This window comes from Burkholderia sp. Bp9090, assembly GCF_003857985.1.
GTDB lineage: Bacteria > Pseudomonadota > Gammaproteobacteria > Burkholderiales > Burkholderiaceae > Burkholderia.
Map to the genome: position 1 here is coordinate 1 of NZ_QTPV01000073.1, position 19,314 is coordinate 19,314.

Consider the following 19,314-nt stretch of genomic DNA (forward strand, 5'->3'; position numbering starts at 1 on the left):
CTCTCCTGACGTCCTTAAAGTCAGGCGTCAGGTTACGCAATCGCTCCCAAACCCTCCACGGTTTCCTGCGATGAACCAAAAAATTGCCCATACGCCTCCTGATCGGCTGCCGTCATACTGTGGAATCCGAACTTCCTCTGCCTTGTACCAACCCGACGTCTTCTCGTTCTTTTTGTCGACCAACCATCGCACCGTCACCCTCAAGTCTTCCTGCCATTCTCTCGGGTAACTCGTGCAACAGCTTTCCTTGCCTCCACCAGAAGGGCGACCGTTCTCACGCATCGGCATAACATTCGGTCCGCCCCCACCAATCCCCGATCCCTTCGGCCCCGAGATCGAAAACGTGTGGATGTACCACGGGGTGTAATTCAGCGTCTTCGTACCGCCGCTGTTCAACTCGACTCGTTTCGGTGTCTGGACCGCGGGTGACTCGTCTGCACGCAAACCAGCACATCCCGCTAGAAGCACTAGCAACACCAAAACCAGTCCATTCAATCGAGTCGTTTTCATTCGCCACCTGTATCGGTAGTGTTCGCGCAATCAAAGAACAGCGCAATATGCGGCGTCTGCCGGCACAACAGTCGTTGATCAGTCACGCTGCAATATCCTGTTGCCCATGCGTCGTTTAAGTACCCGTCCTCCGGCATCGGCTCCCACCATTTCACGTGCATTTCGCTTGCCACCGTCAACGATACAAACGATTCCATTCGTCATCGAGCGCGCCCTGTACTACGTAAGGATCACTAGCCGCAGGTGGCCCAGCATCACGGGCAAGATCGCGCGCATTCGGGTTGCCGACTACGATCTTCACTCGGTCACCGGGCAAGAAAATTGCCCACACGCCTGCAGTCTGATCGGTGATATATGGTTCAATTCGAACATTTTCGGCCTTGTACCAATAGCCGAGCGTTTTTCCATCCATCTTCTTGTCCACCACCCATCGCACCGTCACCCGTAGGTCCGCCTGCCATTCTCTCGGGTAACTCGTGCAACAGCTTTCCTTGCCTCCACCAGAAGGACGACCATTCTCACGCATCGGCACAACATTCGGGCCGCCCCCGCCAATCCCCGATCCCTTCGGCCCCGAGATCGAAAACGTGTGGATGTACCACGGGGTGTAATTCAGCGTCTTCGTACCGCCGCTGTTCAACTCGACTCGTTTCGGTGTCTGGACCGCGGATGAATCGTCTGCACGCAAGCCAGCACATCCCGCGAGAAGCACTAGCAACACCAAAACCAGTCCATTCAATCGATTCGTTTTCATTCGCCACCTGTATCGGTTGTGTTCGTGCAGTCAAAGAACAGCGAGATATACCGCGTCTGCTGGTACGACATTCGTTGATCAGTCGCGCTGCAATATCCTGTTGCCCATGCGTCGTTTAAGTACCCGTCCTCCCGCATTGGCTCCGGACATTTCACGTGCATTTCGCTCGCCCCCCGCAACGGTACAAGCGATTCCATTCGTCATCGAGCGTGCCTTTTACCACGTATGGGTCGTCATCAGCTGGGCGTACGGCTACCGAATTGTGACCATTGGCATTGCCATCAGCCACCATGAGCTTGACTCGATCACCCGGCAAAAATATCGCCCATACGCCCCCCGACCGACTCCCGTCATACTGTGGAATCCGAACGTTATCAGCCTTGTACCAATAGCCCAGCGTTTTACCATCCATCTTCTTGTCCACCACCCATCGCACCGTCACCCGCAGGTCCGCCTGCCATTCGCTCGGGTAACTCGTGCAACAGGTTTCCTTGCCGCCACCAGAAGGACGACCATTCTCACGCATCGGCATAACATTCGGTCCGCCCCCACCAATCCCCGATCCCTTCGGCCCCGAGATCGAAAACGTGTGGATGTACCATCGGGTGTAATTCAGCGTCTTCGTACCACCGCTGTTCAACTCGACTCGTTTCGGTGTCTGGACCACGGATGAATCGTCTGCACGCAAGCCAGCACATCCCGCGAGAAGCACTAGCAACACCAAAACCAGTCCATTCAATCGAGTCGTTTTCATTCGCCACCTGTATCGTTTATGTTCGCGCAATCAAAGAAAGCGAGTTATCTCAATACAAGCGCCGTTCCACTTCGCGCCGCTCTCATAAGGCATTCGATGCAAATCTTCTTCGGAGAAAGATCGACAGCCTGATTCAACGGCCCAGGAAGCTGATGAAACGACGCATGTGCCAAAAATTTTCCCGACGTGCCATGCACGATCCCGGATGCATCCATATTCGTGAAGCTGCCATTGACCTCAAAGCGAATCTTCCGCTTCCCGCGCAAGACAATTTCATCGGCCTCGAGAAGGATCTGTTTCTGCGCACGCGCAACAATCGATTGCGTCAACGCGTGAAGCACAATGTCACCGGCCGCCGAAACGAATTTCACGATCCCTTTTTGGGCAACAAAACGGATGGTGTCGCGTATGCTCGCGAAGAAACTGTTGCCGCTCGCGATCCCGACATGCCCATCGCTGGTCACCGCGACCTGTTGCGCAGCCACGTGTGCGGTCGCGGGCGTAACGAGTTGAACGCCCGCCTTGCCGGCGATCACGAGATGCGGTTCAGCCAATTCTGCAAACGGATTCGCGTCACTTGCTTTGCCGCGAATCTGTTCGTTTTGTCTGGAGATCGTTTCGGCCAAATCGGACTGGTGTCCTTCGACGTCCTGCGCTTCCGCCTTCTGAGCCGCTTTGCTCATGAAGTCGTGAAGTCTATGGGCGTCGTCGAGCTGAGACAGCGTCTCGGACATGCTCTTCACTTGCCCGTCCGCCCCCGGCCTACCCTGTGTGGTAATCAGCATTCCCATCGCCGACCGCACTACCCCCCACAGACCCGTTGCCAGCTCAAAGCCCCGTCCCCGCTCATCCTGCCGCCCCGCATTCCCCGCAATACGCGTGATGTACCCCAGATTCAACTGCGAGCTACCTTCATCGCTCGACAGATGCGCCTGGATCTTTCCGTTCGTATCGTCGAAAGCCAGCGTATTCGCCCGCCGGGTACCGATCTCCTTGCTGCGATAACCGGCGAGTGTCTGGTTCTCCGGCAACGCGAACGGCGGCATGTTGAATGCGTTCACCGCGCTGCCCACGATGATCGGCAAGTCCGGATCGCCATCGACAAAGGCGACCTCGACCTCATGCCCGCGCCGAGGAAGAAAAACGCCCCCGAACTGATCGCCGTGCCACGCACCGGCAACACGCACCCAGCAGCTGGACCGCTCGTCGTTCTTGCCCAGCCGGTCCCATAGGAACTGCAGCTTCACCCGGCCGTATGCGTCGGTCCAGATTTCCTGCCCCTCGGGACACGTCACGACGGCATACTCGACGCCGGTCATACGCGGCTTCGCAATCGTGCGCACTAGCCGAAACGGTTCATTGGTCGGTTGCACCGTGAAATCCGATTCGCAACGGTACTGCTGGCCGGCCCCTGATGCTTCGCCGATCTCTTCGATCGCAAGCCGGCAGGCAATCACGGCATATTCGCGATTCGCCGCGATCTGCGGGTAGTGCGACAGCACGAACGTCTGCCCTGTGACCACGCCACGCAAGTTACCCTTGCCGCGAGCCCTCAATCCCTGGCATCGCCAAGCCTGCATCTGCACCAGCGTCAGGTATTCCGCCTCCGTGCGCGGCTCGTTGTGAGCGCCGGAGAGTCCGGCCGCACCCGCTTGCGGCTGTGCATAATCGCCCCACGAATAGCGCTCCTGATGAGCGAGGCCCGTGTCGCGAGGGTCTTCGCGCATCACGGTCAGATTCGCCCGCGGCAACGTATAGTCGTAGTCGACAGTCGTCACCGCGCCCGTGGTCAGCGCATGCGACACCGAGAATTCATGAATGTGTTCCTCGTCGATCCGTCGACTGGCCGGCGGTTCGTAACGAAGCTCGGCATAGGCATCACCGAGCGGTTTGAGCGCACCCATCGAATCGCAAAGCACGAGTCGATGCTTGCCTTCGCCATGTTCGAAGAAGTAGTAGATACCCCACTCTTCCCACAAACGCTGCAGGAATGTCCAGTCGCTTTCGAGGTGCTGGCGTTGAATGTCCCGCTTGGGCCATACCTTGTTCGGTCGAGGAGTCGTCAGTCGCTTATCGATCGGGAACGGATAAACCGACAGCACGGCGTCCGTGATCTCGACAACGGACATATCCTGGAAAATGCGAGAGTCGCAATTCTTGGTTGCATGCCAGAGCCACGGTCGCAGCGTAAGCGCATAGACGATCGAACGGCCGTCTTCACGTACGATCGTCGCGTGGCTGACAACACCGGTGATTTCGCGCGTGCCAGCGCCGATATTTGCCATTCCGGAAGCACCGGCGAGACCCGGAATGAAATGTCCCCTGCCCTCGAGCTGGATCGATACGGTCACCTCCGTGCCGATCAGCGCGTCAAGATCGACGTTTGCCGCGATGCTCTGCGAAAACCCGAGTGCGTCTGGCGTTTTCAGCTCAAGGACGTACTCGAACAGCTCGCCTAGCGTCTCGCCGCCAGTGAGCTTCACCGGCGTCAGGATCGACCGACCACCGTACATCGGCAATGCCGCGCCGGAAACCGACAGCGTCCGTGGTGCGTCAAACAAAGCCATTCCGATATCTCCGTTGAATCAATCGAATCGCCGATTGCCGGCGGTTTCCGGCCCATGCGCATCCGTTCCGCTCACGCGCGCACACCCCACAGTTCAAGCTTGAGCGACGGAAAATCCCCCGCCACATGCAACCCGATCCCACCGTGGCGCACCACCTCCTCCCAAAGCGCCCCGCCCTGCGTCAGTTCGTAATAGATGTATCCCGCGTTGAACGGAATCTGCCGCGGCGGCACCGGCAAGGTCTGCATACCGATACCCGGCAAATGACTGCGCACGAGGCTCGGCAGTTTCTCCGACGGCCCCGCCTTCGCCTGCGCGAGAAACTGCTGCCGCAGCACATCGGGCGGCATTGCCGCATGCACGGCCAGTACAAGAGAAGCGAAACCCTGCATATCCACCGGATCGACCACCGCATTGCGCATGCCGTGCCCCTGATCCTCGAACGCGATGCTCTGCGCGCTCCGCACGAGCACGGCATTGAGCAGCCGATGCGTATCGTCGACCACCGGCTTCAGGCAAAGATGCGGCGTCGTATGCCGATAAGGCGGATGCGTGTCGAGCGGACGGCGCGTGTCCGTGCGCAGGTGGGTCGACAGTTCCCCCGCCATCGCGATCAGCAGCGTGTAGACATCCGCGGGCGACGTGGTCGGCACACGCCGCATGTGCTGCAGCAACGGCTCATACCGGTTCAGGATCTGCAACAGCAGGTAATCCGTGACCGTCGCCGCACTCGCGGTCGTGTCGTCCGTGCCGGCAAGCCGTTGCGACAGCGCATTCGCGCGCAGGTGAGCGAGATCGTGGATCTTCGTGACCCAGCCCGTCAGCAGATCGCTCGCGCCATAGCCGGACACAGGCGGCACGATCGTGTCATCCAGTTCGATGCTGCCGTCTGCCCGGATCGTCTTCACGCTCGTCAGCGCCAGGCCGATCCATGCGTCGCCCAGCTCCTTCTCAGGCACCAGACGCAACCGCAGGTTCGACAGCTGCACGGCCTCCGGCGCCAGCCCGACCGAATTCGAGTCGCGCAGCTCGGTATCGAACACCTGGTAGCGCGCCATCGAATCCGCCGTGTTCTCGAACGTCGTTTCCTCGCAGTTCGGCAAGCGCACGGGCACCGCCAGATAAATCACCTGATCGAGGTGCTCGGGCCGGATCGTCAACGGCGGCGGTAGCGGCGTATTGCCCGGCGCATCGAACGGGGTGCCGTCGGCGAACACGCCGGCGGCCGACTTGACGATCACTTTCCCGAGCGCAAGCGATTCCAGATCGAGCCCGTAATGCACGAAACCAAAGAAAAACGGCGACAGCGGCGCCGCACGCATATGCGCGTACTTTTCGAAGTAGCGTTCCTGTTGCTGGAACAGTTGCGGCCTGAAAAACAGCCCTTCCTGCCAGGCGACCTTGGCGTACCAGCTCATGCGTATCGTCCGTTTCGTTGCGCGACGTGTTTCATTTCTTCGTTTCCTCGATCCTGACGGCCTTGGCCGCGAGATCGACAGTCAGTTTCAGCTTCCGCGTGAAAACTCGGTACCACGCCTTGTCGGGCGCGGCGGGCATCGTGTAGACCGACCGCCACACCGCGTTCGGCAGGTCGCGATAGGCCGCGATCACGCCGATGGCGGTCGTTTGCGGATCGGGGCGCCGGACGACTTTCCGGTGCTCGCCAGGCCGCAACTGGAATTCGTCGCGCCTGACGACGTCGTCGGCCAGCACCGTCTTCTCCTGCTTCTCCAACGTGAAGAAATCCGCCGCCTCGAATGCGTTGTCGTTCTTCAGCTCGTAGAGGCGCACCACGATCGGCGCTGCTCGCCCGCGATCGTCCGGATTGACGTCGGATGCCACGTTGACGGCCAGTTCGAGCCGAACCGGCTCCTTCGGCTTCGGTTCGCCGCTCGCACAAGCCGAAAGCAGCACGGCGGCGGCGAACGAAGCGGCAGTCAGAATCGAACGCATGCAGAATTCACCTCGATGAACCGCGAAATGCGCCGCGCACGGAGAGCACGACTGCTCCGCCGCGTGCGGCGCACCGCGCTTACGCTTCCTTGTTGCCCTTGATGTCGAAGCTCGCCGTGACCGCGCCGCCGCTGCCGCCCTGCGCGTTCTGCACGACATACTCCTGCTTGACCTTCGAGAACGACATCGACACCGTCTCGCGGCTCTTCTCCTCGCCCGCCTTGCTGCCCGACGGCTTCACGCGCGTGACGATCACGTCGCTCATCGTGAGCTTCAGGTACTCGAGCGGGTTGCCGCCGGCCTTGCGCATCACCAGCACGGCCTGGTCGATGTGCTTGCCCGTCAGCGCGTACTTCATCAGGTTCGGGCTCGCACGGTCGATGTTGTGTTCGAAGGTGAGATCCTTGACGGTCGCCTTCCCGGCGCCGCCGCCGCTACCCGAATGCATCGTCGATTCCTGCAGGATTTCCCAGTCCCAGTTCAGGATCTCGATCTCGTCCTTATGCTTGTCGTCGAGCGATTCGCCGTTGATGCCGTCGATCTTCAGAAAAATGTCCTGTGCCATGCGTAGTACTCCTTTTATTAAACGATTGGAAACGGGCCGATCATCATCCGCCGAAGCAATCTCATGTTCGGCCCTGCGGGACCTGCCGGATGGTTAAGCGGCTTCCTTGATCGACGGCAGCTTCGTCACGAGCCGCAGCGAAACGGTCAGCCCTTCGAGCTGGAAGTGCGGGCGCAGGAAGAACTTCGCCTGGTAGTAGCCGGGATTGCCTTCCACGTCCTCGACGAGCACCTCGGCGGCCGCGAGCGGCCGGCGCGCCTTCGTATCCTGCGACGAGTTCGCCGGGTCGGCGTCGACGTAGTGCATGATCCATTCGTTGAGCCAGCGCTGCATGTCCTCGCGCTCCTTGAACGCACCGATCTTGTCGCGCACGATGCACTTCAGGTAATGCGCGAAGCGTGAGCAGGCGAACAGGTACGGCAGGCGCGCCGACAGGTTCGCATTGGCGGTTGCGTCGGCGTCGTGATACTCGGCCGGTTTTTGCAGCGACTGGGCGCCGATGAAGGTCGCGTGATCGGTGTTCTTGCGATGCACGAGCGGAATGAAGCCGTTCTTCGACAGTTCGGCTTCGCGACGATCCGAAATCGCGATCTCGGTCGGGCACTTCATGTCGATCCCGCCGTCGTCCGTCGGGAACGTGTGACACGGCAGGTTCTCGACCGTCCCGCCGGATTCGACGCCGCGGATCAACGAGCACCAGCCGTATTGCTTGAACGAGCGGTTGATGTTGACGCCCATCGCGTATGCCGCGTTGGCCCAGCCGTAGCGGCTGTGATTCGAGCCGTTCGTGTCTTCCTCGAAATCGAACTCGTCGACTGGATTGGTCTTCGCGCCGTACGGCAGGCGCGCGAGGAAACGTGGCATCGCGAGGCCGACGTAGCGTGCGTCCTCGGTATTGCGCAGCGAATTCCACGCGGTGTATTCGAGGTTCTGCGTAAAGATCTTGGTCAGGTCGCGCGGGTTGGCCAGTTCCTGCCACGACTCCATCTGCAGCACCGATGGCGCCGCGCCGGTCACGAACGGCGTGTGCGCGGCCGCCGCCACCTTCGCGATCGAACCGAGCAGGTCGACGTCCGGCGGCGTGTGGTCGAAGTAGTAGTCGGCCACGATGCAGCCATACGGCTCGCCGCCGAGCTGGCCGTACTCCTGCTCGTAGATCTGCTTGAAGAGCGGGCTCTGGTCCCATGCCAGTCCCTTGTAGCGACGCATCGTGCGATGCAGTTCGGTCTTCGAGACGTCCATCACGCGGATCTTCAGGTGCTCGTCCGTCTCGGTATTCGACACGAGGTGGTTCAGACCGCGCCATGCGGATTCGAGCGCCTGATAGTCGTCGTGATGCAGGATCAGGTTGATCTGCTCGGAAAGCTTGTGATCGATCTGCGCGATGATGGCCGCGATGCTCTTGTAGGCATCGTCGCTGATCGTGATCGACTGCGTGAGCGCCTGTTCGGCGAGCGTCTGCACCGCGTGTTCCACCGCCGCGCGGGCCTGGTCGGTCTTCGGCCGGAATTCCCGCTCGAGCAGCTGCGTGAAATCGGACTGGGTGGTTGCCAGCGCCTCGACGGCCTGTGCTTGCTGTTTTGCCATGGTGGTCATCCTCGATCGGTTTGTCGGTCAGCTCGCGTCGCCAGGATCGGCCGCGCCTTCTTCGTGCCGCTCGGGTCGCGGCGCCGCGGCGAGCGATTTCAGCAACGCCGGGTCCTGCAGCAACTGGGTGACCAGCGCCTCCGCACCCGACTTGCCGTCCATGTACGTCTGCAGGTTCGCCAGTTGCGTACGCGCCTGGAGCAAGCGGCGCAGCGGCTCGACCTTGTCGGCGATCGCGGCCGGCGAGAAGTCCTCCATGCTTTCGAAGGTCATGTCGACCATCATCTGGCCTTCGCCCGTCAGCGTATTCGGCACGGCAAACGCGACGCGCGGCCGGATCGCCTTCATGCGCTCGTCGAAGTTGTCGATATCGATTTCAAGGAACTGGCGGTCCGACACCGCCGGCAGCGGTTCGACCGGATGCTTGCCGGACAGGTCGGCAAGCACGCCCATCACGAACGGAAGCTCGATTTTCTTCTCCGAGCCATACACTTCGACGTCGTATTCGATCTGCACGCGCGGCGCACGATTGCGCGCGATGAACTTCTGCGAACTGCTAGCGGACATGAACAGTCTCCTGACAGTGGTTGACGGATGTCGAGCTCAACGGCATGGCTCGACAAGATGAGAATGGGTCGCCTCGAACGTCAGCGCCTCGGCGGGCGGTGCGGAGGCGTCGGTCACGCCGATCGCGATGCGCGCGAGCGGCGCGCGCGATGCAAACGCATCGAGCCAGAGCGCGGAAAGGCGCGGCAGCACGTGCTGTTCGATGAAGCCGATGAGCACGCGCGCACCGGTCTCCTGAACCAGGCAACGGCCGACGACGTAGTTCACGACCATGTCGTCGTACGCAAGCGCGATGTCGTGGCTGTCCGCCATGCGTTTCACGACGCGATCCAGATGCAGGCGAACGATGCTGGCGAGTGCGTCGTCGGCGAGCGGCCGGTACGGCACGACCGTCACCCGCCCCATGAACGCCGCCGGGAATACCTTCAGCAGCTCCGGAGCAAGCGCGTCCCGCAGGCCGTCGAGATCCGGCGACAGCGCCGGATCCGCGCACAAGCTCGCGCTCAGGTCGGCGCCGACGTTGCTCGTCAACAGGATGGTGGTATTGCGGAAATCGATATGGCGGCCGTCGCCGTCTTCCATGTAGCCCTTGTCGAACACCTGGAAGAACATTTCGTGCACGTCACGATGCGCCTTCTCGATCTCATCGAGCAGCACGACCGCATAGGGGCGGCGGCGCACCGCTTCGGTCAGCACACCGCCCTCGCCGTAGCCGACATAGCCGGGCGGCGCGCCCTTCAAGCCCGACACCGTGTGCGATTCCTGATACTCGCTCATGTTGATCGTGATCAGGTTCTGTTCGCCGCCGTACAGCGCCTCGGCGAGGGCCAGCGCGGTCTCGGTCTTGCCGATGCCGGACGGGCCGGCAAGCAGGAACACGCCCAGCGGCTTCTTCGGATCGGTCAGGCCCGACCGCGCGGTCTGCACGCGCTCGCCGATCAGGTGCAGCGCATCGCGTTGCCCGATCACGCGTGCAGCCAGCGTTTCCGGAAGGCGACGCACGGCGGCAATCTCGTCGGTGACCATGCGGCCGACCGGGATGCCGGTCCAGTCGGAAACGATCTCCGCGACGATGGAGGCGTCGACCTCGGGAAAGACGAGCGGCGCTTCGCCCTGCAGCTCGACCAGCGTCCGTTCGAGTTCGCGCAGCCGGTCGATCGATGCCGACGAATCTTCAGCGCTGGCGATCGCGGCTTCGCGCCCGGCGAGCAACGCCTGGGCGGCCTGCGCCTGCTCGCGCCATCGATCCGCGAGCGCCGCTTCTTGCGTCGCGAGCGCGTCGCTGCGCGTGCGCACGCGATTCAACGCCTTGTCCGCATCGAGACCGATGCGGGCCTCCTGCACCAGCAGCGTCTCTTCGGCGCGCGCCGCAGCCAGACGCTGCCGCACGTCGTCCAGTTCGCGCGGCGTCGCGTGCTGCGACAGCGCCACGCGCGCGCACGCGGTATCGAGCAGGCTGATCGCCTTGTCGGGCAACTGACGGGACGGAATGTAACGATGCGACAGCGCCACTGCGGCACGGATCGCTTCATCGCGAACGACGACGCCGTGATGCGACGAGAACGTCGGCACGAGCCCTCGAACCATGTCGGCCGCCGCCGCCTCGGACGGCTCCGCGACCTGCAACACCTGAAAGCGCCGGGTCAGCGCCGGGTCCTTCTCGATATGCCGCTTGTATTCGGCCCAGGTCGTCGCGCCGATCGTGCGGATCGTGCCGCGTGCGAGCGCCGGTTTCAGGAGGTTCGCGGCATCGCCGGTGCCCGCTTGCCCGCCCGCGCCGATCAGCGTATGGATCTCGTCGACGAACAGGACGACGGGCGCCGCCGATCGTGCCGCAGCCTCGAGCACGCCCTTCAGGCGGGCCTCGAATTCTCCCTTCATGCTGGCTCCTGCCAGCAGCGCGCCGACGTCGAGGCCGAGCAGCCGTACGTTCACGAGATGCGGCGGCACATTGCCCGCTGCAATCGCGCGTGCAAGCCCCTCCACTACGGCCGTCTTGCCGACGCCGGCCTCGCCGGTAACGAGCGGATTGTTCTGCCGCCGACGCAGCAGCACGTCGATCATGGTGCGGATTTCGAGTTCGCGGCCGATGACGGGATCGATTTCGCCGGCACGGGCCCGTGCGGTGAGATCCTGGCAATACTGCTCGAGCGCGTTGCCTTTCGACGCGCCCGACACGGCACCGGAGGCCTCGCCCGGCAGAGCCGGCGCGAGTTCGCCGTGATCGTAGGGAGCGTCGGCAGCCTCGGGAGACCCGTCGATCCACGCGGGAAGCACGTCGCCAAGACCTTCCACCGGGATCTTGCCGAATTCAGGGGAAATGGCGAGGAGCACGCGCCGAAGTTCCGGCATCGAGACAAGCGCCGCGATCAGCCATGCTCCACGCACGCGATGATCTCCATGACCGAGGGTCGCCAGCACCCAGCCACGCTCGATGGCCGCTTCGACATGCCAGGAAAAGTCGCTGATCGAACTCGCGCCGGCCGGCAACGCAGCCAGCGCCCGCGCAAGATCGCGCTCGAGCGCATCGCGATCGATATCCGCATGCCGCACGATCCGCTGCAGGTCGCCGTCCGGCTGCTGGAGCAGTTGGTGCAGCCAGTGGACGAGTTCGACGAACGGATTCCCGCGCAATTTGCAGAAACTCGTCGCCGACTCGATTCCCCGGTAAAGCTCGACCCCGAGCTTGCCGAACAGAGTCTGGCGTGAAATGTTCATGATGGTCTTGTTTTGTTCGTTAGCGTGTGGCGAACGGCCCCCGTCGCGGCAATGAGGACTCCTTGATGATCGTCATGCCAGGCGGGATCTCGAATGCCCGGAACACACTTCTCTCTCCGATTCGAAGAAACGGCCGATTCGAATCAGGAGCCGAATTATCAACACCAAATAATAATTACGTCAATGCGTTAATTACATCTACGCTTGAATAAAAAATTAGGACAAGTCCTATATTCAACGACATCAAACCTGTTCAGAAACCGCCGATTGACCATGTACACGCCATGCCCCCTCACCAAACACACAACCCATAACCCATTGTTATTTCGAGATAAACACCAGAAACCCGCCAACCGAAATGCAAACAAAAGACACCATCCCCATGATTCGAATCAGATTTTTATTTAACCGTTTCAATTTTTGACAATCTATTTTCAGATACTTTTTAGCCGGAGTACTTTTTTGAGACGACAGATTCGCCGATACTCACGTTTTATTTTCAGACATTTCGACACCGAACCCGCCCATGCGCTCCCCTCGCCCGCCCTGGCATAGTCAGTCGAACATCCCGCTCGTCGCGTCCGCGCCGGAGAACGCACGTCCGCGGCCCGTTACCGACACCTTGCAACTCGGCGACGCCTTCAACTCCGCGCGCGCCGGCGACGACATGCTCGGTCTGCTCGATATCGGCACCCGGGAAGGGGCTGCCCGCCCGCATGACGCAGCGGGCACGGCAGACATCGAAGCCGGCCACACCGACGCGCTGATCGATGCGCTCCATGCGCAGTACTGGCGCGCCCTCGCCGAGCCCGGCGCACCGATCGCTTCGGCGTGGGCCCCATCGGTGGACGACACGCTCACGCCCCCGATCGCACCGAATCGCCCGCACGACTCGCCTGCCTGCGAAAGCCCGGGGCGTTCGGATTCGATCGAGACGTTCCTGTCCGGCAATCGCACGATCGAGGATGCCTTCGGCCATCTGGACGGACACGCGGAAGCGGTGGCCGATGGCGAATCCGTTCCCGAGATCCTGCAACTGTTCGCGCCCCCCGAATTTCACGCCGAGTCCGTGCGCCGCGCTCCCGCCCCGCCGCCGCTTACCCGGCGCGAACACCATGCGCTGTCCGTGGACAGCCCGCTGGCCGCACCCTTGCGCAAGGACCAGCCATGACCAGGTTCACCACCATCGATACGCCCGTCACGCATCGCGCGAACAACATCCCGCTCGCCGACCAGATCACGCGCATCGAGGCGCGCATTCGCTCGCAGCCGACGACCGCGCCCCATCGCCGGGCGCTGTTCCAGCTGCTGTGCGTCGTCGGCGATTGGTCACGCGCGATCCGGCAACTGCAGGTGTGGGCGCAGCTCGATCCGGATCACGCCCGAACCGCGCAGATGTATCGCGACCTGATCCGTGCCGAACGGTGGCGGGCAAAGGTGGTCGAGGGCCGCGAACGCCCTGGCACCGTCCTCGCATCGCCGCCCTGGATCGATGCACTGCTGGACGCGATGCGTCACGCTGCCGACGGGCGGGTCGAACAAGCCGACATCGTGCGCGACGCAGCGTTCCGGGCCGCGCCGAACGTTCCGCTCGTCGCACCGCAGGGGCATGCTGCCTGGATCGCCGACAGCGATTCCCGCTTCGGCCCGGTCTGCGAATTCATCACGGCCGGACACTATCGCTGGGTGCCATTCGCCGACCTGGCGGCATGGCGCGTATCGCAGCCGACGCAACTGGTCGATCTGGTCTGGGCACCCTGCGCACTCACGCTCGTCGACGGCAGCCTCATCCACGGCTTCATGCCGGCCCGGTATCCGGGTTCGGAAACCGGCAGCGACGCCGTGCGTCTCGGACGCGAAACCGTATGGCACGACATCGGCTACACCGGTGTCGTCGCGCTCGGGCAGAAAACCTGGGCTACGAACCTGGGCGACTTCAGCTTGTTCGAACTGGCGCACGCCGAGTTCGGCTCGCACAGCGCGCCGGTTGCGATCGGCACGGATCAAACCCATGACTGAACGCCGAAAACGCCAGCCGGATCCCGCTGCACCGACCGTACGTACGCCGCGGCGAGCCAACGCGCATCTGATGCCGACGCTGCTCGACCGCCTGCGCGACGATGCACCGCATCGACAGACCGAAGCCCCGGAGGAATACACGGTCACGCGCAAGCAGATGCGCGACATCGTGCAGCGCGATCTCGCTTATCTGCTCAACACGACGAGCATCGAAGACCGGATCGATCGCACCCGCCATCCGCAAGCCGCTGCGTCGACCGTGAATTTCGGCGTGCCGCCGCTCGCCGGCACCTTTATCGCGTCGCGCCAGTGGAACGACGTCGAATGCATGATCAGTCGCGCCATCGGCGATTTCGAGCCGCGCCTGATTCCGGATTCACTGGTGGTATCGCCCCGCACCAACGCCGAGGCCGATTCCGCAGGCGAACATCACAACGTGCTCGCCTTCGAAGTGCGAGGCCTGATCCACATGGATCCGTATCCGCTCGAATTCATGGTGCAAAGCTCACTGGATCTCGAAACGAGCGAAATCCGGATCACGGGCATGCGTGCCGGTTGAGCACGGCGCACACCACGACCCCAACGAGGCCTCTCCGATGGACCCGAGACTGCTCGATTACTACAACCAGGAACTCATTTACATGCGCGAGCTCGCCGCCGAGTTCGCGCATGCGCATCCGAAGATCGCGCGTCGGCTCGGCATGCAGGCCGGCGAAGTGGCCGACCCTTACGTCGAGCGCCTGATCGAATCGTTCAGCTTCATGGCGGCGCGCATGCAGATCAAGCTCGATGCCGAGTTTCCACGCTTCACGGAACGGCTGCTCGAGGTCATCTACCCGAACTATGTCGCGCCGACTCCCTCGATCTCGATCGCTCGCCTGTACCCCGGACAGTCGGAAGGCAGCCTCGTCGACGGCTATCGCCTTGCGCGCGGAACCGCGTTCACCGCGCGGATTCCCGATGGCGAGCGCACTGCCTGCCAGTTCACGAGCGGACAGGACGTCACGCTGTGGCCGCTCGCGATCACCGACGTGCGGCTGACCGGCATTCCACCCGACATCCCGGCGCTGGAGCGTTATTGCCCGCCCGATACGCAAGTGCGCGGGGCGCTGCGGATCAGGATCGCGACCACCGGCACCATGCGGATCGCCGACCTGAAAGGGCTCGACCGGCTTCCGGTCTATCTGGCAGGCGACGAACAGGTCGCGTCGCATCTGTTCGAATTGCTGCACGCGGGCAGTATCGCTTCCGTGATCGGCGCGCCCGGCGGGTTCGGTACGCCGAGCCGCCCGCCCGCGGCCGTCACCGACCATGCGATCGAACACGAAGGTCTGGGCACCGATCAAAGCCTGTTGCCGCTCAACTGGGCGAAATTCCACGGGCACAACCTGCTGCACGAGTACTTTGCCTGCCCCGCGCGGTTCTGGTTCTTCGCGTTGAACGGCCTTGCCGAAGGGTTCTCGCGCGTCAACGGCCGGGAAGTCGAGATCGTCGTCCTGCTCGACCGGGCCCCCGGGCCGCTCGCCAATCTCGTCGATGCGTCGCGCTTCGCGCTCTTCTGCACGCCCGTCATCAATCTGTTCCGCAGGCATACCGACCGGGTCGAGATCTCGCCGCGCGACACCGAATTCCATCTGGTACCGGCTCGACTCACGCCGCTCGACTACGAGGTGTTCTCGGTCGGCGCCGTCTACGGGCAGGTCGCCGCAACGTCCTCCGAACTCGAGTTCCGGCCGCTCTATCAGACACTGAACAACGACGAAGGCAACCACGGCCGTTATTTTTCGGTGCGGCGCGAGCGGCGCCTGCTGTCCGATTCGGCGCGCCGCTATGGCACGCGCACGCCGTACGTGGGGACGGAGGTATTTCTCTCGCTCGTCGATCAGGCCGAGGCGCCGTATGGCGAAAACATCCGCTTCCTGTCGGTCGAGGCGCTGTTGACGAACCGCGATCTCGCCACGCTGGTGCCGCGCGACGGCGTGCATGACCTGGAGACTGCGCAGTCCGCGCCGGTCGACAGCATCGGCCTGATTCGCCCGCCGAGCGCACCGTTGCCGCCTTATGCCGAGCGGGAAATGGCATGGCGCCTGATCCGCCAGCTGAACTTCAACTATCTGCCGCTCGAAGCGCTCGATCACCGGGAGGGCGGGCAAGGTCTGCGCGATCTGCTGCGTCTGTATCTCGTGGATGGTGACGCGGGACAAGGCCGGCAGGTCGAAAGCCTCGTTGGCATGAGAACGCGCCCCGTGACGCGCAAGCTGCCGGGAACCGGCCCGATGACCTTCGGCCGCGGCATCGAATGCGCGCTGACGGTCGACGAGACAGGCTTCTCGGGCGTGAGCCCCTATCTCTTTGGCGTAATCCTCGAGCATTGGCTCGCGCGGCACGTGTCGATCAACAGCTTCACGCAGACGGAGCTGCACTCGATGCAACGCGGCCGGATCGCGCGCTGGCCGGCGCGCACCGGCACGCGGGGAGCCCTGTGATGAAACGCGCCACGCTCCCTGCGCTGCTGCGCGACAACGCGCTGTCGCCCGAGTTGCTCGACTCCCTGCAGGCCGAACCCTGGCGTTTCGGATTCCTGTCGTTGTTGCGGCGGATCGGCGCGAACCCCGCGATCGATCCGGTCGGCAGCGCGCGCCGGCCGCGGGCCGAACCGTTCAGACTGGGTCAGCAGCCGAGCCTGGCCTTCGCGCCGCGGGAAATCGCGAGCGCGCACGAGACGGCCGGGCGACTCAAGGTGCAGTTGTTCGGCCTCGGCATGCTGGGGCCCAACGGCCCGCTCCCCATCCACGTGACCGAAATCGCAAAGGATCGGGAAAGCAGCCGCCGCGACACGACCACGGTCGACTTCTTCGACATCTTCCATCACCGGTTCTTCACCCTGTTCTATCGGGCGTGGGCGTCCGCTCAAGCGGCGGCGGGACTCGACCGGAAACACGACGAGCAGTTCTCGTTCTATGTCGCCAGCCTTGTCGGGCAAGACATCGGCGAAATCAATCGACGCTCCCTTCCGTCGCATGCGCGCCTTGCCGCGTCGGCCCATCTCGTTCGCGAATCGCGCAATCCGGACGGGCTGCGTGCCACGCTCGAACATTATTTCGGCGTCCCGGTCGCCGTCGACGAAAACGTCTTTCACTGGATCGAAATCGATCCGGCCGACCGCGGGCGCATGGGCTACCCGGGCGCCGCCGCGACGATGGGCCGCGGCGCGGTGCTCGGGCGCGTCGCACCGGACCGCCAGCACCGGTTCCGCGTCGTGATCGGCCCCGTCGATCTCGCCGCGTACCTGCGCTTCACGCCGCAAGGCGAAGACCTGCCGCGACTCGTCGAATGGGTGCGGGCATTCGTCGGTCACGAGTTCGAATGGGAACTCGAGCTTCGCATCAAGCCCGAGAGCGCGCCGCCGGCCGTGATGGGCGGCCGGCAGCGGATGGGCTGGTCCGGCTGGCTGGGCCGCCCTGCGTCCGACCAGCCGATCACCGGCATGCGCTTCGAGCCCGAACGCCATGCACGCCATTTCAATCGCCGCGATACGGCCTCCGAACATCGACCATGAGCAGGAAATCGTCTACCACGCAAAACAAGCCCGGCCGGGCGGCTGTCGCGGATACGCCGCATGAGGACTGGCTCGCGCCGTTGAGCGACACGGCGCCGTGCGGTCCGGATCTCGAATACGACCATGATTTCGTGGTGCTGTTCGCCGGCACCGCGCCCAGGCAGGATGTGCAATACGGCGCCTTCGTCGGTTCGACCGACCCGCTCAACTGGAGCGAGATCGAGCGGGACTGCCGGCGGCTGATGTCGCGGACGAAGGACATGCGCGTCGCCGTGCTGCATGTGCGCTGCCGCACGCGCCTGCGCGGCGTGGCAGGTCTTGCTGACGGAACGGGGCTGCTAGCGGCCTGGTTGCAGGCATTTCCGGAACAGGTCCATCCGCAGGCCGATGCCGACAACGACCGTCATGCCGCGCTGGAGATGCGGATGAATGCACTGGGGGCGCTGTCGGATCCGGAAGGGTTGCTGGCCGACGTGCGGGAAATCGTCCTGACACGCTCGACCGCCACCCGGCTGCAGGTACGCGACGTCGAGCGTGCATTCGCGCATCCGCGCCCGGTCGACGCACTCGCGCCCGATTCGGTCGCGCTGCAGTTGCAGAACCTGCGCGAACAGCAGCCGTCGACGATGAAGGCCTTCGACGACGCGATCTCGAGCCTCTCCGCCATCGATACGTGGTGCGCGACGCACCTCGAGACGTATCTGCCTGATTTTTCCCCGTTGATCCGCCTGCTCCGACTCTTTCAAGCAAGCGAACCGCAGGCCGATACCCGATCCATCACTGTGCCTGCGGTCGAACACGAGGAACACGATACGCCGGTGTTGGCGGCATTCGCCGAAACGGCCGCATCGCCGGCACGTCGGGACGACGAGCAGGCTGCCTCTCGAACCTCGACGTCCGTTGTCGCGCCCGCGCCCCTTGCGCCGACGGACCGGCAGGCAGCGCTGACTTTGATTTGCGCGGCACGCCGCTGGTTCGAGACGAACGAACCGAGCAGCCCCATCCCGGTGCTGCTCAAACGCGCCGAACAATTCATCGGGAAACGCTATGTCGATGTCGTGAAGGCCATCCCGGCGGAACTGCTCGCGCAGTGGGAAGAGACAGAGCGCTCGTGACGGCGTCTCGTCACGCCTTGGCGTAACGAGACGCGACGCGCGCTCGGCAGTCAGCTCTCCACGTCCTCGAGACTGAACACTTCCGTCTTGTCGTTATATGAAAAGACTTCGCCGTAACGCCCCCAGTCGATCACCGCGTCGAGCGTTTCCTCGGCGGCCTCGTCCGACAGGAAATCCTCCAGCTCCTGCTCGAAACGCACGCGCGGCGCACGATGGCCCGGGCGCTCGTTCAGCACCTTCCGGATCCGCGCGGCGAGCGGCACGTGCTTCAGCAGGTGATCCGCGAACATCAGCTTGCGTTCCTGCGTGCCGAATTCCGCGAACACGCGCGCGGGCGGCGTCAGGAACACGTCCCCTTCGCGCACGTCGGCGAAACCGAGGTACTGCAGCACTTCGGCGATCGGAAACAGTTCGTCCACTTCCAGATGCAGCGTGCGCGCGATTTCCGGCATGTCCGCGCGGCCGTGGTACGGCGCCATCGCGAGCGTCTCGATCAGGCCGGCCATCAGGTTGGTCGACACGCGCGGCAGCCAGCTGCCGAGCTCGAGCCCCTTCTTCGTCGCCTCGTTGGTCTGGCGGGCCGTCATCTTCGCGTAGATGTCGTCGACCAGCTTGCGGAAATCCGGATCCAGCCGGTTGCGCGGAT

17 protein-coding genes are annotated in these 19,314 nt (G+C 63.1%); 6 read left to right on the forward strand and 11 right to left on the reverse strand.

Annotated elements, in window-relative coordinates:
* Window positions 1-27 precede the first annotated feature (27 nt).
* From DIE16_RS35225 to tssH, 10 genes are all read right to left on the reverse strand, one after another.
* A complete protein-coding gene (locus DIE16_RS35225) occupies window positions 28-510 on the reverse strand; it encodes a DUF3304 domain-containing protein (protein ID WP_124894346.1) in 483 nt (160 codons plus the stop codon).
* 175 nt (window positions 511-685) lie between these two features.
* Complete coding sequence (locus tag DIE16_RS35230) at window positions 686-1,264, reverse strand: DUF3304 domain-containing protein (protein WP_124894347.1); 579 nt, start codon at window positions 1,262-1,264, stop codon at window positions 686-688.
* Between the two features lie 151 nt (window positions 1,265-1,415).
* Complete coding sequence (locus DIE16_RS35235) at window positions 1,416-2,018, reverse strand: DUF3304 domain-containing protein (RefSeq protein ID WP_124894348.1); 603 nt, start codon at window positions 2,016-2,018, stop codon at window positions 1,416-1,418.
* Between the two features lie 44 nt (window positions 2,019-2,062).
* The gene (locus DIE16_RS35240) at window positions 2,063-4,585 is read right to left on the reverse strand and encodes a type VI secretion system Vgr family protein (protein ID WP_124894349.1); all 2,523 of its coding nucleotides are present in this window, start codon (window positions 4,583-4,585) and stop codon (window positions 2,063-2,065) included.
* 71 nt (window positions 4,586-4,656) lie between these two features.
* Window positions 4,657-6,003 (reverse strand): type VI secretion system baseplate subunit TssK, encoded by a 1,347-nt coding sequence (gene tssK / locus DIE16_RS35245; RefSeq protein ID WP_124894350.1) that lies wholly within the window; start codon window positions 6,001-6,003, stop codon window positions 4,657-4,659.
* 31 nt (window positions 6,004-6,034) lie between these two features.
* The gene (tssJ, locus tag DIE16_RS35250) at window positions 6,035-6,538 is read right to left on the reverse strand and encodes a type VI secretion system lipoprotein TssJ (protein WP_124894351.1); all 504 of its coding nucleotides are present in this window, start codon (window positions 6,536-6,538) and stop codon (window positions 6,035-6,037) included.
* A 79-nt stretch (window positions 6,539-6,617) separates the two neighbouring features.
* Window positions 6,618-7,103 carry an Hcp family type VI secretion system effector gene (locus DIE16_RS35255; RefSeq protein ID WP_124894352.1) on the reverse strand — a complete coding sequence of 162 codons (486 nt, stop codon included), beginning with the start codon at window positions 7,101-7,103 and terminating at the stop codon, window positions 6,618-6,620.
* A 93-nt stretch (window positions 7,104-7,196) separates the two neighbouring features.
* Window positions 7,197-8,690: a type VI secretion system contractile sheath large subunit gene (tssC, locus tag DIE16_RS35260; RefSeq protein ID WP_124894353.1), complete on the reverse strand. Its 1,494-nt coding sequence runs from the start codon at window positions 8,688-8,690 to the stop codon at window positions 7,197-7,199.
* A gap of 27 nt (window positions 8,691-8,717) precedes the next feature.
* Entirely contained in the window at window positions 8,718-9,257 is a 540-nt protein-coding gene (gene tssB, locus DIE16_RS35265; protein ID WP_124894354.1) for a type VI secretion system contractile sheath small subunit, read from the reverse strand.
* Window positions 9,258-9,293: 36 nt separating this feature from the next.
* Complete coding sequence (gene tssH, locus DIE16_RS35270; RefSeq protein ID WP_124894355.1) at window positions 9,294-11,975, reverse strand: type VI secretion system ATPase TssH; 2,682 nt, start codon at window positions 11,973-11,975, stop codon at window positions 9,294-9,296.
* Between the two features lie 526 nt (window positions 11,976-12,501).
* Between tssH and DIE16_RS35275 the strand changes: the two genes are divergently transcribed.
* From DIE16_RS35275 to DIE16_RS35300, 6 genes are read left to right on the forward strand one after another with little or no spacing between them, the layout of a single operon-like run.
* Window positions 12,502-13,146, forward strand: coding sequence for a TagK domain-containing protein (locus DIE16_RS35275; protein WP_124894356.1), 645 nt, complete (start codon window positions 12,502-12,504; stop codon window positions 13,144-13,146).
* Entirely contained in the window at window positions 13,143-13,994 is an 852-nt protein-coding gene (locus DIE16_RS35280; protein WP_124894357.1) for a type VI secretion system accessory protein TagJ, read from the forward strand. Before DIE16_RS35275 ends, DIE16_RS35280 begins: the two co-directional genes overlap by 4 nt.
* A complete protein-coding gene (gene tssE / locus DIE16_RS35285) occupies window positions 13,987-14,553 on the forward strand; it encodes a type VI secretion system baseplate subunit TssE (protein WP_124894358.1) in 567 nt (188 codons plus the stop codon). Before DIE16_RS35280 ends, tssE begins: the two co-directional genes overlap by 8 nt.
* Before the next feature lie 37 nt (window positions 14,554-14,590).
* Window positions 14,591-16,480, forward strand: coding sequence for a type VI secretion system baseplate subunit TssF (gene tssF / locus DIE16_RS35290; RefSeq protein ID WP_124894359.1), 1,890 nt, complete (start codon window positions 14,591-14,593; stop codon window positions 16,478-16,480).
* A complete protein-coding gene (gene tssG / locus DIE16_RS35295) occupies window positions 16,480-17,553 on the forward strand; it encodes a type VI secretion system baseplate subunit TssG (protein WP_124894360.1) in 1,074 nt (357 codons plus the stop codon). Before tssF ends, tssG begins: the two co-directional genes overlap by 1 nt.
* Window positions 17,550-18,668 carry an ImpA family type VI secretion system protein gene (locus DIE16_RS35300; RefSeq protein WP_124894361.1) on the forward strand — a complete coding sequence of 373 codons (1,119 nt, stop codon included), beginning with the start codon at window positions 17,550-17,552 and terminating at the stop codon, window positions 18,666-18,668. The genes tssG and DIE16_RS35300 overlap by 4 nt, the downstream gene beginning before the upstream one ends.
* Window positions 18,669-18,718: 50 nt before the next feature.
* Here DIE16_RS35300 and DIE16_RS35305 read toward each other — a convergent pair.
* On the reverse strand, window positions 18,719-19,314 hold a 596-nt coding region (locus DIE16_RS35305), incomplete at its 5' end, for an AAA-associated domain-containing protein (protein ID WP_185735550.1).